The 13,812-nt window shown below is 74.4% G+C and carries 12 protein-coding genes; 4 read left to right on the top strand and 8 right to left on the bottom strand.

Going from position 1 to position 13,812, the window contains the following annotated elements:
- Positions 1-10 precede the first annotated feature (10 nt).
- The 3 genes from ACWENR_RS15760 to ACWENR_RS15750 all read right to left on the bottom strand — a co-directional run bounded on the left by ACWENR_RS15760 (position 11) and on the right by ACWENR_RS15750 (position 4,419).
- A complete protein-coding gene (locus tag ACWENR_RS15760) occupies positions 11-433 on the bottom strand; it encodes a roadblock/LC7 domain-containing protein (RefSeq protein WP_091105537.1) in 423 nt (140 codons plus the stop codon).
- Positions 430-2,940 carry a nitrate- and nitrite sensing domain-containing protein gene (locus ACWENR_RS15755; protein ID WP_452277706.1) on the bottom strand — a complete coding sequence of 837 codons (2,511 nt, stop codon included), beginning with the start codon at positions 2,938-2,940 and terminating at the stop codon, positions 430-432. The genes ACWENR_RS15760 and ACWENR_RS15755 overlap by 4 nt, the downstream gene beginning before the upstream one ends.
- A gap of 99 nt (positions 2,941-3,039) precedes the next feature.
- The gene (locus ACWENR_RS15750) at positions 3,040-4,419 is read right to left on the bottom strand and encodes an FGGY family carbohydrate kinase (RefSeq protein WP_452277705.1); all 1,380 of its coding nucleotides are present in this window, start codon (positions 4,417-4,419) and stop codon (positions 3,040-3,042) included.
- A gap of 254 nt (positions 4,420-4,673) precedes the next feature.
- On the opposite strand from ACWENR_RS15750, the gene ACWENR_RS15745 reads away from it, so the two are divergent.
- Entirely contained in the window at positions 4,674-6,602 is a 1,929-nt protein-coding gene (locus ACWENR_RS15745; protein ID WP_452277704.1) for a chorismate-binding protein, read from the top strand.
- 85 nt (positions 6,603-6,687) lie between these two features.
- Here ACWENR_RS15745 and wrbA read toward each other — a convergent pair whose 3' ends face one another.
- Positions 6,688-7,305, bottom strand: a complete 618-nt coding sequence (gene wrbA, locus ACWENR_RS15740) for an NAD(P)H:quinone oxidoreductase (protein ID WP_452277703.1) — start codon at positions 7,303-7,305, stop codon at positions 6,688-6,690.
- Between the two features lie 112 nt (positions 7,306-7,417).
- Between wrbA and ACWENR_RS15735 the strand changes: the two genes are divergently transcribed.
- Entirely contained in the window at positions 7,418-7,906 is a 489-nt protein-coding gene (locus ACWENR_RS15735) for an N-acetyltransferase family protein (RefSeq protein WP_452277702.1), read from the top strand.
- A gap of 203 nt (positions 7,907-8,109) precedes the next feature.
- Here the strand turns inward: ACWENR_RS15735 and ACWENR_RS15730 are convergent, their stop codons facing one another.
- On the bottom strand, positions 8,110-8,499 hold the full coding sequence (locus ACWENR_RS15730; protein ID WP_452277701.1) for a DUF4190 domain-containing protein: 390 nt from the start codon (positions 8,497-8,499) through the stop codon (positions 8,110-8,112).
- A 130-nt stretch (positions 8,500-8,629) separates the two neighbouring features.
- On the opposite strand from ACWENR_RS15730, the gene ACWENR_RS15725 reads away from it, so the two are divergent.
- Together ACWENR_RS15725 and ACWENR_RS15720 are read left to right on the top strand one after the other, a co-directional pair.
- The gene (locus ACWENR_RS15725) at positions 8,630-9,739 is read left to right on the top strand and encodes a winged helix DNA-binding domain-containing protein (protein WP_452277700.1); all 1,110 of its coding nucleotides are present in this window, start codon (positions 8,630-8,632) and stop codon (positions 9,737-9,739) included.
- Between the two features lie 220 nt (positions 9,740-9,959).
- Positions 9,960-10,694, top strand: coding sequence for a YsnF/AvaK domain-containing protein (locus tag ACWENR_RS15720; RefSeq protein WP_452277699.1), 735 nt, complete (start codon positions 9,960-9,962; stop codon positions 10,692-10,694).
- Between the two features lie 61 nt (positions 10,695-10,755).
- On the opposite strand, the gene ACWENR_RS15715 is transcribed toward ACWENR_RS15720, so the two are convergent.
- Genes ACWENR_RS15715 through ACWENR_RS15705 form a run of 3 tightly spaced genes read right to left on the bottom strand, consistent with a single transcriptional unit; the run spans position 10,756 to position 13,801 of the window.
- Entirely contained in the window at positions 10,756-11,961 is a 1,206-nt protein-coding gene (locus tag ACWENR_RS15715; protein ID WP_452277698.1) for an ABC transporter ATP-binding protein, read from the bottom strand.
- A gap of 9 nt (positions 11,962-11,970) precedes the next feature.
- The gene (locus tag ACWENR_RS15710) at positions 11,971-12,804 is read right to left on the bottom strand and encodes a carbohydrate ABC transporter permease (protein ID WP_452277697.1); all 834 of its coding nucleotides are present in this window, start codon (positions 12,802-12,804) and stop codon (positions 11,971-11,973) included.
- A 1-nt stretch (position 12,805) separates the two neighbouring features.
- On the bottom strand, positions 12,806-13,801 hold the full coding sequence (locus tag ACWENR_RS15705; RefSeq protein WP_452277696.1) for a carbohydrate ABC transporter permease: 996 nt from the start codon (positions 13,799-13,801) through the stop codon (positions 12,806-12,808).
- Between the last annotated feature and the right edge of the window lie 11 nt (positions 13,802-13,812).

The raw sequence follows: 13,812 nt of genomic DNA, 5'->3' as shown, positions 1-13,812 counted from the left end.
GCGGCCCCGGTCAGCGCGGCAGCGCCTGCTGCAGCTCCGCCCGCAGCGCGGGGGTCAGCATCTCCCCCGCCTGCTTGGCCAGCCGCGCCATCTCGTAGCCGACCACGCCGATGTCGGCGTCCGCGCCCGCCAGCGTCGCCAGGATGGAGCCGTCGCGCACCTGCATGACCAGGAAGTAGCCGCGTCCCATCTCGACGACGGTCTGCTTGACCACGTCCCCGTCGAACATCTGGGCCGCGCCCGCGGTGATGCTCATCAGCCCCGACGTCACCGCGGCGAGCTTGTCGGCGTTGTCCCGGGGCAGGTGGTCGGAGATCGCCACCAGCAGGCCGTCGGAGCTGACCACGATGGCGTGCGCCACTCCCGGCACCCGCTGCGCGAAACCGCTGACCAGCCAGCTCAGGTCCCGGGCCTCCTGGCTCAACGTCGTCATCGCTGTCCCCCTTCGGTGCGCACGCCGCCGGGCGGCATGAATATCTCGGTGGTCTCCTCGGTCTCGGCCCGCCGCACGCCGCTGTAGAGCCGGGACAGCATGCCGCCGACCGCCTCCGGGTCCGGTTCGTGGCGCGCCACCGGCCGCTGCGGCCGCGCCGGCTGGGTGACGGCCGAGAGCTGGGCCATCGGCACCCGTACGGGCAGCCCGCGGGCGTTGGTCCCGCCGGTGACCGGCACGGCGGGCGGGGTGGGCGAGCTCTCCGGCGCCGGCGCCGGCCCCTGCCGGGACCACCAGCCTCCCCCGGCCGGCGCGGCCGGCGCGGCAGCCGGGGCGAGCACGTCCTCGGCCCGCACCGGCACGGGCCGCGCCGGACGGGGCGCGGCGTCCGGGCGCCGACCGGCCACCGGCATCTCGACGGGTGACGGCGCCCCGGCCCACGCGACGCCGGCGACCGCGGAGGTCAGCATGCGCACCGGGGCGGACGCGTCCGGCGCCGCCGAGGGCGCCGGGGCCAGCAGGTCGCCGGGCATCCGGATCCGGGCGACCAGGCCGGCGGACGCGCCGGCGCGCAGCCGCACCTCGAGACCGAGCCGGGCGGCCAGGTGGCTGACCACGAACAGACCCATCCGCTCGACGGTCGCGACGTCGGCGGCCGGCGGCGTGGCCAGGACGGCGTTCGCCTCCGCCAGGGCGGCCGGGCTCATGCCGAGGCCCTCGTCGGCCAGCTCGACAACCGCGCCGTCGCCCTCGACGCGGGCGGTGACCACCACCACCGTGTCGGGGCGGGAGAACGAGGTGGCGTTCTCCAGCAGCTCGGCGAGGACGTGGACCAGCTCACCGACGGCGTGCCCGACGATGTGCAGGTCGGCGACCCCGTCGTGGCGCACCCGCTGGTACTGCTCGATCTCGGCGCTGGCGGCGAGCAGCACCGCGCGGAGCCCCACCGGCCGGTTCCACCGGCGGGTCGAGTCGGTGCCGGCCAGCACCAGCAGGCTGTCGTCGTTGCGGCGCATCCGGGCGGCCAGGTGGTCGAGCTTGAACAGGTTCTCCAGCTGGTCGGGGTCGCTCTCCTCGCGTTCCAGGTCGTCCAGCAGCTCCAGCTGGCGTTCGACGAGCACCTGGCTGCGCCGGGCGAGGTTGACGAACATGGCGTTGACGTTGCGCCGCGTGGTGGCCTGCTCCACGGCGACGCTGACCGCGCTGCGGTGCACCGCGACGAACGCCTCGGCCAGCTCGCCGATCTCGTCGAGCGAGCGGACCACCGCCGGCGGCACCTCGATGGCGGGGACGCCGCCGGACACGGTGCGGAGCCGGTCCAGGGCCTCCGGCAGCTCGACCTGGGCGATCCGCAGCGCCTGGCCGCGCAGCAACCGCATCGACCGGGCGATGGACCGACCGACCAGGACGGAGATGAGCAGGGCCACCAGCAGCACCGCGACGATCACGCCGATGACCAGCAGCGTGGTGCGCAACTGCGCGGCGCTGACCTCGTCGGCCCGTCGTACGGCGTCGTCGAGCACCGACGCCTCCAGCCCGCGCAGCAGCTCCTGACGCTGCTCGCTGGCCGCCCACCACTGCGGGGCGGGCAGCACGGCCGGCGGGCCCGCGCCGCTCGGCAGGCTCTGCTCCTCCAGCCGGGTGGCGGCCAGGAACGCCGGGTCGGCCGAGACCTCGTCGTAGCGGCGCACCTGGACGGTCGTCGCGGCGACCCGGAACGCGCCCAGCGCGGTGAGCTGCTGGGCCCGCAGGTCACTGAGGACCACCTGGTCCTCCACGCCGTACCGGCCGGCGCGGGCGGCCTCGTAGAGCTGGGCGCGTACCCGGGAGGAGAGCTCCTTGACCCGCGCCATCTGGACGTAGCGCAGCACCGCGTCGCTGAGGGCGGGCTGCTCCTCGCCGGGCGACGGCTCGGCGAGGAGGCTGAGCAGCGCGTCGACCGCCCGGTGGTAGTTGCTGAGGATCGTGTCGCTGCCGAGCACCGCCGGGGGGATCGCCGCCCGGATGTAGACGACCTGCTCGTACGCCTCCAGCACCTCCGAGAAGGCGACCCGCCAGGAGGCGTCGGCGTCGGCCAGCGGCTCGGCCGCGCGGCGCAGCTCCCGCAGGGCCTGGTCCGTGCCGGCCTGCAACGGCTTCAGCGCGGCGATGGCCGCGTCCCGGTCCGCGCCCGCGCCGCTGCGCCGCAGCTCGCTCAGCTCGCCGGCGGCCCGGTCCCGTTCCTGCTGGAGCTGGTGCACCAGCGCGGTGATCTCCCGGCCGATGCCCACCTGCCGGGCGAAGTCGCCGAGCGCGGTGGTCTGCCCGACCAGGGCGTGGGTCTGCACGCCGGCCAGCACCAGGAACGCCACCGAGGGGATGACCAGCACCGTGGCGAGCTTGGTGCGCATCCGCCAGTCCCGCATCCGGAACGGCGAGCGGCGGCGGTGCGGCACGACCCGGACGTCGAACCGGCGCCGGCGGTGGTGGGGCACCGCGCCCCGCGCCGGGTCCGGACCTACGCCCACACGTGCCTCCTACGTCCCCTCGCGTCCGCCGCGAACCGGGGAGCGAGTCCATCCAACCAGGCCCGCGAGCTGTGTCAACGGGCCGGGCTGAGGTGCGACTCAGGAGGGTGAGGCGGGCTCGTCCGTCCGGCCGATGTCCGCGAGCCGGGTGGCGTCGTGGATGCGCCCCAGCGCCACCAGCGCCGCGCCGCTCGCCCCGACCTCCGGGTTGCGCCCGTACCCCACCGGTCGCGGCGCGAGCGCCGCGGCGAACGCCGAACGCCACCAGGGCGACGCGGCCACCGCTCCGCCGCCGAGCACCACCTCGACCGGCTTGTCGACGGTGGACTCCAGCACGGCGAGGTCGTCGGCGACCAGGTCGCAGAGGCCGCGCATCAGCCCGGCCAGGATCTCGACGGCCGTGGTGCCGAAGCTGAGCCCGCGCAGCTCCCCCGAGCCCGCCGGCACCAGGCCGGGCGGCCGGTCCCCGCCGAAGCGGACGTTCACCGGCAGGCGGTCGTCGGGCGCCAGCCGGGACAGCGCGGCGTCGAGTTCCGCGCCCTCGGGCAGCCGCAGCTCGCGGCTGGCCCAGGCGAAGAGGTTGCCGCCGGAGGAGTAGGCGGCGCCGGTCACCACGTGGTCGTGGTCGACCCGGTAGCGCCACAGCGACTCGGGCAGCGCCGGCAGCTCCTGCCCCGCCGGGGCGCGCTGCACCAGCCGGACCGCCGCCGACGTGCCGACGGTCACCGCGACCCGGTCCGGCCCGACGCAGCCGGAGCCCACGTTTGACGCCGCACCGTCGCCGACGGGACCGGCCCAGGGCGCGTCCGTCAGCTGCGGCCAGCGCCGGGCGTACGCCGGCCGCAGCCGCCCCCGCCAGCCGGACGGGGCCAGCTCCGGCAGCTCGGCGGCGCGGCTGCCGGCCAGCGCGCAGGCCTCGGCGTCCCAGTCCAGCGTCCGCAGCCCCAGCAGCCCCGTGCCGGAGGCCTGGGAGACCGACATGGGCGCGGAGTCGAGCAGCTCGCCAAGCACGTACTCGGGCAGGCCGACGAACCGGGCCACCCGGCTGCCGGTGTGCTCCCGCAGCCAGGGCAGCCGGACCGACCAGTAGCAGCGGTGCCACCACGTGCCGGTGCGCTGGTGGAACCCGTCCGGGTCGGCCGGCCCCACGGCCCCCGGCAGGGCCTGCGGGCGGGTGTCCAACCAGGTCAGCAGCGGCCCGAGGGGCGCGCCGTCGGCGCCCAGGGGCAGCACCGAGTGCCACTGCGCGCTGGTCGCCACCAGCGACACGTCGCGCAGGTGCCCGCCGGCGGCCAGCTCGTCCAGGCACTCGCCCAGGCAGGCCAGGTAGCCCGGGCCGTCCAGGGTGCCGGTGCCGTCGTCGTGCACGACCAGGCTCACCCTGCGCCGGGCCAGCGCCCCGGGCAGCGGCCGGGCGTCCGCGTCCAGCACGAGCCCGCGTACCGAGGAGGTGCCCAGGTCGAGCGCGAGAGTGTTCATCGCGGGTCAAGTTACCGGTTGCGCCGCCTTCCCGCGTCCCAGCGGGTGGGCCGTACGCCCGATCGGCTTCCCGCCGCCCGGGCCGGCCCGTAGGGTGATGCCATGCCCGCGCACCTGTCCTGCTGGTGGCCCGCCGACCCGGCGGCCATCCCCCGCGCGTAGCTCCCCACGCGGCCGCCCGACGAGGCGGCCGCCGGTCTCGCTCCGGCCCTTCCGGTCGCCCCGCCGGGCGCCGCCCGGCCCGAGGAGACCCGATGACCCACCTGCCCGAGCTGCTGGCCGCCGTCGCCGCCGGCGCCGACCCCGGCCCCTTCGCGCTCGTCCGCCGCGACGGCGCCGAGCACCTGGAGCTGTTCACCGGCGCCGTACGCGCGGTGCCGCGGCTGGCCGACATCCCGCTGCCCGACGGGGCGCCCGGTCCACGCACGCTGGCGCTGGTGCCCTTCCGGCAGGTCGCCGAGCGGGGCTTCGCCTGCGTCGACGACGACGCCCCGCTGGAGTGCCTGGAGATCGGCCGGCACGAGCGGATCGGCCTGTCCGACGTGCTCGCCGCGCTGCCCGACGTGCCCGTGCGCACCGCCGACGCCCGCTTCGACGTCGACGACGACGCGTACGCGGCCACCGTCGGCCGGGTGCTCGCGGAGGAGATCGGGCGCGGCGAGGGCGCCAACTTCGTCATCCACCGCTGCCTGCGCGCCACCGTCGAGGGGCCGCCGCTGGTCGCCGCGCTCGCCGCGCTGCGCCGGCTGCTGCTGCGCGAGCGCGGTGCGTACTGGACCTTCGTGGTGCACACCGGCACCCGCGTCCTCGTCGGAGCCAGCCCGGAACGACACGTCAGCGTCGGCGACGGCCTGGTCATGATGAACCCGATCAGCGGCACCTTCCGGCACACCGGCGCGGACGCCGACCGGGACGCGCTGCTGCGCTTCCTCGCCGACCCCAAGGAGGTCGAGGAGCTGTACATGGTGCTGGACGAGGAACTGAAGATGATGGCCACCGTCGCCGAGCACGGCGGCCAGGTGGTCGGGCCGTACCTCAAGGAGATGTCCCACCTGGCGCACACCGAGTACCTGCTCGCCGGCCGGGGCACCAGGGACGTGCGGGAGGTGCTGCGGGAGACGATGTTCGCCCCCACCGTCACCGGCAGCCCGATGGAGAACGCCTGCCGGGTGATCGCCCGCCACGAGCACACCGGGCGGCGCTACTACGCCGGGGTGCTGGCGCTGCTCGGCCGCGACGACGCCGGCCGGCAGACCCTGGACGCGCCGATCCTCATCCGCACCGCCGAGATCTCCCCCACCGGCGGGCTGCGGGTGCCGGTCGGGGCCACCCTGGTCCGGCACTCCACGCCCGCCGGCGAGGTGGCCGAGACACACGCGAAGGCGGCCGGCGTGCTCGCCGCGCTCGGCCTGGGCCCGCAGGCGCCCGCGCCTGGCGCGCGCCCGCCCGTACGCCACGCCGACGACCCCGAGGTCCGCGCGGCGCTGGCCGCCCGCAACGCGCCGCTGGCCCGGTTCTGGCTGGACCAGCGCGACCCGGACGCCCCCGGCCTGCCGGGGCTGGCCGGGCGCCGCGCGCTCATCGTCGACGGCGAGGACACCTTCACCGGGATGCTGGCCCACCAGTTGGGCGCGCTGGGGCTGGCCGTGACGCTGCGGCCCTGGCACGCCGCCGGGCCCGTGACCGGTTTCGACCTGGTGGTGGTGGGCCCCGGCCCGGGCGACCCGGGCAGCACCACCGAGCCGAAGATGGTCGCGATGCGTGGCCTGCTCACCGGGCTGCTCGCCGAGGGCCGCCCCACCCTGGCGGTGTGCCTGGGCCACCAGCTGCTCTGCGGCCTGCTCGGGTTGACCCTGCACCGCAGGGACGCCCCCTACCAGGGACTCCAGCGGGAGGTGGAGATGTTCGGCGCGCGCCGGCGGGTCGGCTTCTACTCGTCGTTCACCGCCCGGGCCGACGCCGACCGGCTGGCCACGCCGTACGGCCCGGTGGAGGTGGCCCGCGACGGCGCGGACGGCGCGGTGCACGCGCTGCGCGGGCGGGGCCTCGCGGGGGTGCAGTTCCACCCCGAGTCGGTGCTCAGCCCGGACGGCCTGGCCGTCCTCGCCGACCTGCTGGCCGGGCTGCTGCCGGCGACGGCCGGTCGGCTGCCCGCGACGACGGGCGCGGCGGAGCGCGCATAGTCGCGCCGATCAGGGGTAGGGCTGGGGGGCGACCGGCGGTCCGGACGGGTCGAGAGCCCCCGCCCGGGCCGCCGGTCGCCACGGCTCAGCCACCCATCCCGGCCTTCAGCGCCGCGCCGATCTGCACCGCCCGCCGCACGGTCAACGCGGTCGCGCCCAGGGCGATGGCGTCCGGCGCGATCTCGCCGTTGTTGCTGGTGTGCGAGGCGCCGTAGGGGTTGCCGGCGACGAACTGGCTGGCGTCGGTGTAGCCGGGGGTGACCACGACCCCGCCCCAGTGGTAGAAGACGGTGAACAGCGACAGCAGGGTCGCCTCCTGGCCGCCGTGCGAGGTGGCCGTCGTGCAGAACGCGGAATAGACCTTGTTGGCCAGGGCGCCCTGCGACCACAGCGGCCCGGTGGTGTCGATGAACTGCTTGAGCTGGGCGGCCATCACGCCGTACCGGGTCGGCGTCCCGAAGATCACCACGTCGGCCCAGGACAGGTCGTCCAGCTGCACTTCGGGGACGTCCTGGGTCTCCAGCTGGTGCGCGTGCCAGCCCGAGTTGGACCGGATCGCCTCGTCCGGCGCCAGCTCGCGCACCTTGCGCAGGCGCACCTCGGCGCCGGCCTCGCCGGCGGCCTCGCACGCCGCCTGCGCCATCTGGTACGTGATGCCGGTCGCGCTGTAGTAGATCACCGCGACCTTGGTCTGGGCAGCCATCGGATGTTTCCCCCTCGTGTCGAACCGGCTCCGGCGACTACCCGGCAGCCGCACCGGCAAACGACCGGCACCCGGCGGCGACCGCCCGCCGCCGGTCGGAGATCCTGGGACCATGCTGATCAGAGCCGCCACCGCCGACGACTGGCCGCGGATCTGGCCCTTCCTCCACCGGATCGTGGCCGCCGGGCAGACCTACACCTGGCCCCGCGACGTCGACGAGGAACGCGCCCGGACGATGTGGCTGGTGCCGCCGCCCGGGCGCGTCGTGGTCGCCGTCGACCCCGACGGCGCGGTGCTGGGCTCGGCGAAGCTCGTGGCCAACCAGCTCGGGCCGGGTGACCACGTCGCCAACGCCAGCTTCCTGGTCGACCCCGCCGCCGGTGGGCGCGGGGTGGGCCGGGCCCTGGGCGAGCACGTGCTGGAACTGGCCCGCGCCGACGGCTACCGGGCCATGCAGTTCAACGCGGTGGTGGCGACGAACACCCGGGCGGTGACGCTGTGGCGGTCGCTGGGCTTCGAGGTGGTCGGCCGGGTGCCGGAGGCGTTCCGGCACCCGACCGAGGGCTACGTCGACCTGCTCGTCATGCACCGCCGACTCTGAGCCTTCGCCGCCCCGCCGTAGCTCAAGATGTCCGCAAGTTTCGATGGCTACGGTGCCCGCCGGGCCGCCGACCGGGGATCCTGGTCACACCGGTGCCCGCGGACACGGCAGCCGTCGGCGCACCGGCGAACCTGAACGGGGGATCGCGCTTCCGCCGGCAGCGCCGCTGGCGAAGCGCGATCAGGGGAGCCGCCGGCCGGTCGTCACTTGTCCAGCCGGTCCCGCAGGTCGTCGACCTCCCGCTGGATCCGGTCCACCGCGCCCTCGTTGTTGAGGAAGGTGGTGACCCCGGCGGCGAAGGCCAGCCCGATCAGCACCGCCAGGGCGCTGAGCACCAGGCCGCCGATCGCCACGCCCCGGCCGGTCACCCCGGGCCGGCCGGCCATCCTGAGCCCCACGATGCCCAGGATCACGCCGATGATGCCGAGCAGCAGGCCGATCCAGGACAGGATCACGGTCAGCACGCTGATCAGCGCCGCCACTCCGAAGACCAGCGCGAAGGCGGCGGCGGCACTGGTCTTCGCCGGCGTGCCGGCCCCGCCGGACCGCACAGGTGTGGCACCGCGCCGGGACGGCTCCCTGGACGCAGTCATGTCGCTCCCTCCACGCGCACCGTTGCGCGTACCTGGGCGGGCGCTTTCCCGCTGTGGCCGCGCGTATGCGCGGTCGGCGACGTCGGTGGGCGGTCCTAGGCTGACGGCGACCTTTCGTGAAGGGAGCCCGATGACGGTGGACCTCGACGGGCGCGAGGCGCTCGCGCTGCGGATGACCAGCCTGCTGCTGCGCCCGCACCCACACGCCCGACCGGGCGCGGTGGCCGACGTGGTGGAGTGGTTCGGCGCCATGCAGGCGCAGGACCTGGCCAGCGGCATGTGGTCGCTCGGGGCCCGGCTGCCCGCGCTCGACCACGCCGAGGTGCACGCCGCGCTGGAGCGGCGGGAGGCGCTGCGCACGTGGCCGATGCGGGGCACCGTGCACCTGGTGCCGCCCCGCGACGCCCGCTGGATGCTGGAGCTGACCGGCGTCCGCTCGCTGGCCTCCGCCGCCACCCGCCGCGCCCAGCTCGGGCTGACCGAGGCCGACGCCGAACGGGCGGTCGACGTGCTCGGCGCCGCGCTGGCCGGTGGCGGCCGGCTGACCCGGGCGCGATGCCTGGCCGCGCTGGAGGCGGCCGGGATCGGCACCTCCGGCCAGCGCGGCTACCACCTCCTCTGGTACGCCAGCGTGCGCGGTGTCACCTGCCTCGCCCCGAGCGTGGGCACCGAGCAGACCTTCGCCCTGCTCGACGAGTGGGCGCCCGCGCCGCACCGACCGGAGCGGGACGAGGCCCTGGCGCTCCTCGCCCACCGCTACGTGCGCTCCCACGGCCCGGTCACCGCCCGGGAGTTCGCCGGCTGGACGGGGCTGACGCTGACCGACGCCCGCCGGGGTTTCGCGGCCACCGGCGACGCCCTGGCCGCCGTGCGGGTCGACGGGGAGCAGGCGCTGGTCGACGCGGCCCTGCTGGACGCGCCCCGGCCGGCGGTCGACGACCTGCTGGTGCTGCCCGGCTTCGACGAATACCTGCTCGGCTTCAAGGACCGCTCGCTGATGCTCGACGCCGCGCACCGGGACGCGATCGTGCCCGGCGGCAACGGCGTCTTCCAGGCCACCGTCGTCCTCGGCGGCCGGGTGGTGGGCACCTGGAAACGGTCCCTGGACAAGGCCGGGGTGACGGTCCGGGTGCTCCCCCTGGTGCCGCTCGACGGGCCGACCAGGAAGCGGGTGGAGGAGGCGCTGAGCCGCTACGCCGAGTTCCTGGGCCGGCCGCTGCGGGTCGACTGGCCCGACTGACCCGGATGCGCCGCCGGGCGGGCCGGCGGGACGGCGCCGCCCGGTCCCGGCGGCCCCGTCCGCCACGCCGATCCCGCGAGGTGCCTGGCGCCACGCCGGCCCCACCGTCGCCCGTGCCCGCACCCCCTGCCGGCACTGCTCCTATCCGACGGCCCGCCGGCGAATCCGCTCCCGGCGGCCGGGTATCCGGGCGGTGACACGAGAGGGAGGTAGACGACCGATGAAGCTCAACGCACAGCAGGCCAACTCGCTGTACGGGCAGGACGTCAAGGACCGCTCGGGGTCGAAGATCGGTAGCGTGGGTCAGATCTGGACCGACGCCTCCGGTGAGCCGACCTGGGTCAGCGTCAAGACCGGGCTGATGGGCCAGAAGGAGTCGATGGCTCCGCTGGACAAGGCCCGGATCACCGACAGCGGGCTCGCGGTCGACTACGACAAGTCCACGGTGAAGAACGCCCCCGCCGTGGACGCCGGCACCGACCAGCCGCTCGACACGGCGCAGATCGAGCAGCTCTACGCCCACTACCACCTGCGGCCCCAGCCGGCGCCGAGCGCCTCGCGGGGTCGGGCACCGGGTGCGGGCGAGGACCTCGTCCGGTCCGAGGAGCGGCTCCGGGTCGGCACGGAGAGCCAGCCCGCCGGCACGGCACGGCTGCGCAAGTACGTCGTCACCGAGGACGTGCACACCACCGTGCCGGTCGAGCACGACGAGGTGTACGTCGAGCGGGAGCCCATCGCCGCCGGCGACGCCCGTGGGGTCCGCGCCGACATCGGCGAGGCCGAGCAGGAGATGACCCTGCGCGCCGAGCGGCCCGTGGTCGGCAAGGACACGGTGCCCGTCGAGCGGGTCCACCTCGCCAAGGACGAGGTCGTCGAGCAGCAGCCCGTCGACGACCAGGTCCGGCGGGAGCGGGTCGAGGCGGACATCCCGGAGCCGGCCCGGCGACGTCGCTGACCGCCGACACGGCGCGGGGCGGGCGGGTCGGTGCGACCCACCCGCCCCGCGCGCCGTCGCGTCAGTCGGCGAGCGCGCCCGCCGCCCGGCCCTCGTGCAGGGTCAGGTTGCGCCCGTTGGACGGGTCGAACAGGTGGATCTTCTCCAGGTTGAACCAGACCCGCCGCGGCTGCCCCTCCTCCACCGGGGACTCGGCCGACAGCCGGGTCACCAGGCTGGCGCCGCCGCCGCTGAAGTCGGCGCCCGCGTCGGCCGCCAGCTCCTCCAGCTCGGCCGCGCTGGCCCGCTCCCCCTCGACGCTGAAGTAGACGTACTTGTCGGAGCCCATCGACTCGACGATGTCCACCGGCGCCTCGAACTCGATGCCCCGCCGGCGGGTCTCGTCGTCGATCAGCGCGGCGTCCTCGAAGTGCTCCGGGCGGATGCCGAGGATCAGCTCGCGCGGCGCGTCGGCGCCCTCCAGCTCGCGCCGGATCCGCTCGCCGATCGGCACGTCGCCCAGCGCCGTACGCAGCCTGCCGTCCTCGACCGCCGCGTGCAGGAAGTTCATCGACGGCGAGCCGATGAACCCGGCGACGAAGAGGTTGCGGGGGTGGTCGTACAGCTCCTGTGGCGGGCCGACCTGCTGCACCGCGCCGCCCCGCATGATCACCACGCGGTCGCCGAGGGTCATCGCCTCGGTCTGGTCGTGGGTGACGTAGACGGTGGTGGTGCCGAGCTTCTTCTGCAGGCGCGACACCACGGTGCGCATCTGCACCCGCAGCTTCGCGTCCAGGTTGGACAGCGGCTCGTCCATCAGGAACGCCTTCGGCTGCCGGACGATCGCCCGGCCCATCGCCACCCGCTGGCGCTGACCGCCGGAGAGGTTCGCCGGCTTGCGGTCCAGCAGCGCCGACAGCTCCAGGACCTTCGCCGCCTCCTCCACCTTCCGGTTGATCGTCTCCTTGTCCAGCTTCGCCAGCCGCAGCGGGAACGCCATGTTCTCCCGCACCGTCATGTTGGGGTAGAGCGCGTAGGACTGGAACACCATCGCGATGTCCCGGTCCCGGGGGGCCTTGTCGTTGACCCGCTCGCCGCCGATGCGCAGCTCGCCGGAGCTGATGTCCTCCAGGCCCGCGATCATGTTCAGGGTGGTGGACTTCCCGCAGCCGGACGGGCCGACCAGGATCACGAACTCGCCGTCGGCGATCTCCAGGTCGACGTCCCGCACCGCCGTGGTCCCGTCCGGGAAGCTCTTGCTCACCTTGTCGAGCACGATGTCAGCCATGACTACCACCTATCCCTTGACTGCGCCGGAGGTCAGGCCGGAGACGATGCGGCGCTGGAAGAAGAGGACGAACAGGATGATCGGAATGGTGATCACCACGGCGGCGGCGCAGATCGCCCCGGTGGGATCCTCGAACTGCGACTCGCCGGTGAAGAACGACAGCGCCACCGGCACCGTGCGGGCCCGCTCGGTGGAGGTCAGCGTGATGGCGAAGAGGAAGTCGTTCCAGCAGAAGATGAAGACCAGGATCGCCGTGGTGAACAGCCCCGGCGCGGCCAGCGGGGCGATGACCCGCCGGAACGCCTGGCCCTGCGTCGCGCCGTCCATCTTCGCCGCCTTCTCCAGGTCCCACGGGATCTGCTTGAAGAACGCCGACAGCGTGTAGATCGCCAGCGGCAGCGCGAAGGTGATGTACGGCAGGATCAGGCCCGGCCAGGTGTCGAAGAGGCCGAGCTGCCGCTCGATCTCGAACAGCGGCGACACCAGCGACACCTGCGGGAACATCGCGATCAGCAGCGAGACGCCGACCAGCAGCCGCTTGCCGGGGAAGTCCAGCCGGGAGATCGCGTACGCGGCCATCGCGCCGAGCACCACGGCGATCAGCGTGGCGATCAGGGCGATGCCGATCGAGTTGACCAGGGCCCGGACGAACTGGTCGGTGGAGAAGATGCTCCGGTAGTTGTCCAGCGTCCACTCGCGCGGGACGAACTTCCCGTCGGTGAGGGTCGCCGGGGTCTTGAACGACAACGACATGATCCACAGCACCGGCACCAGCGCGAAGACGACCACGATGGCGTCCAGCAGGCCCCAGCGCAGCTTGGCCCGGGTGGTGGTCTCGGCCATCTCAGCGCCTCTCCCCGTCGTCGCTGCCGGGGGCAGCGGTACCGAACAGCTTCACGAAGACGAAGGCGATGATCGCCACGGTGAGGAAGATCAGCACCGACATCGTCGACCCGATGCCGAGGTTCAGGCCCCGGATCAGGTTGTTGTAGGCGAGCATCGACACCGACGAGGTCTCGTTGCCGCCCGCGGTGAGCACGAAGATGTTGTCGAACACCCGGAACGCGTCCAGGGTGCGGAACAGCAGCGCGACCAGGATCGCCGGCTTCATCACCGGCAGCATCACCTTCGTGAACCGCTGCCAGGCGGTGGCGCCGTCGGTGGAGGCGGCCTTGAGCAGGTCCTCCGGCACCAGCGCCAGGCCGGCCATCAGCAGCAGCGCCATGAACGGCGTGGTCTTCCAGATCTCGGCCAGCATGATGATCGCCAGCGAGCTGGCCCGCTCGGTCAGCGGCGCGCCGTCGCTGAACAGGTTCGCCAGGTAGCCCGTGCCCGGCGTCCACGCGTACCGCCAGGAGAACGCGGCGACCACCGTGACGATGCCGTACGGGATCAGCGCGGAGGTGCGCACGAGACCCCGGCCGACCAGCGTACGGTGCATGATCAGCGCGAGCCCCATGCCGAGCACCAGCTCGACCGCGACGGTGACCACGGTGATCAGCGCGGTCACGCCGAACGCCGTCCACCAGAACTCGTTGGTCAGCACGGTGACGTAGTTCTCCAGCCCGATGAACTCCCGCTCGTCGGGGAACCGCAGGTCGAAGCGCTGCAGCGACAGCCAGACCGAGTAGATGATCGGGTACGCGGTCACCAGCACCATCACCAGCGCGGCGGGCGCGCACAGCAGCCAGCCCAGCCGCCGCTCGGCCTTCTTGTTCTCGCTCAGCGGGGCCTTGCGGCCGCGGCCGCCCCGCTGGGCCGGCACCGCCGCGTCGCGGCCCGATCGGGTCGTCTCCTCGGCGGTCACGTCGGCGCCCGCCGGCGTGGCGTTGACGCTCATGCCGCCACCTC

It is taken from the genome of Micromonospora sp. NPDC004336 (genome assembly GCF_053602615.1).
This window is presented reverse-complemented; position numbering and strand designations above follow the sequence as displayed.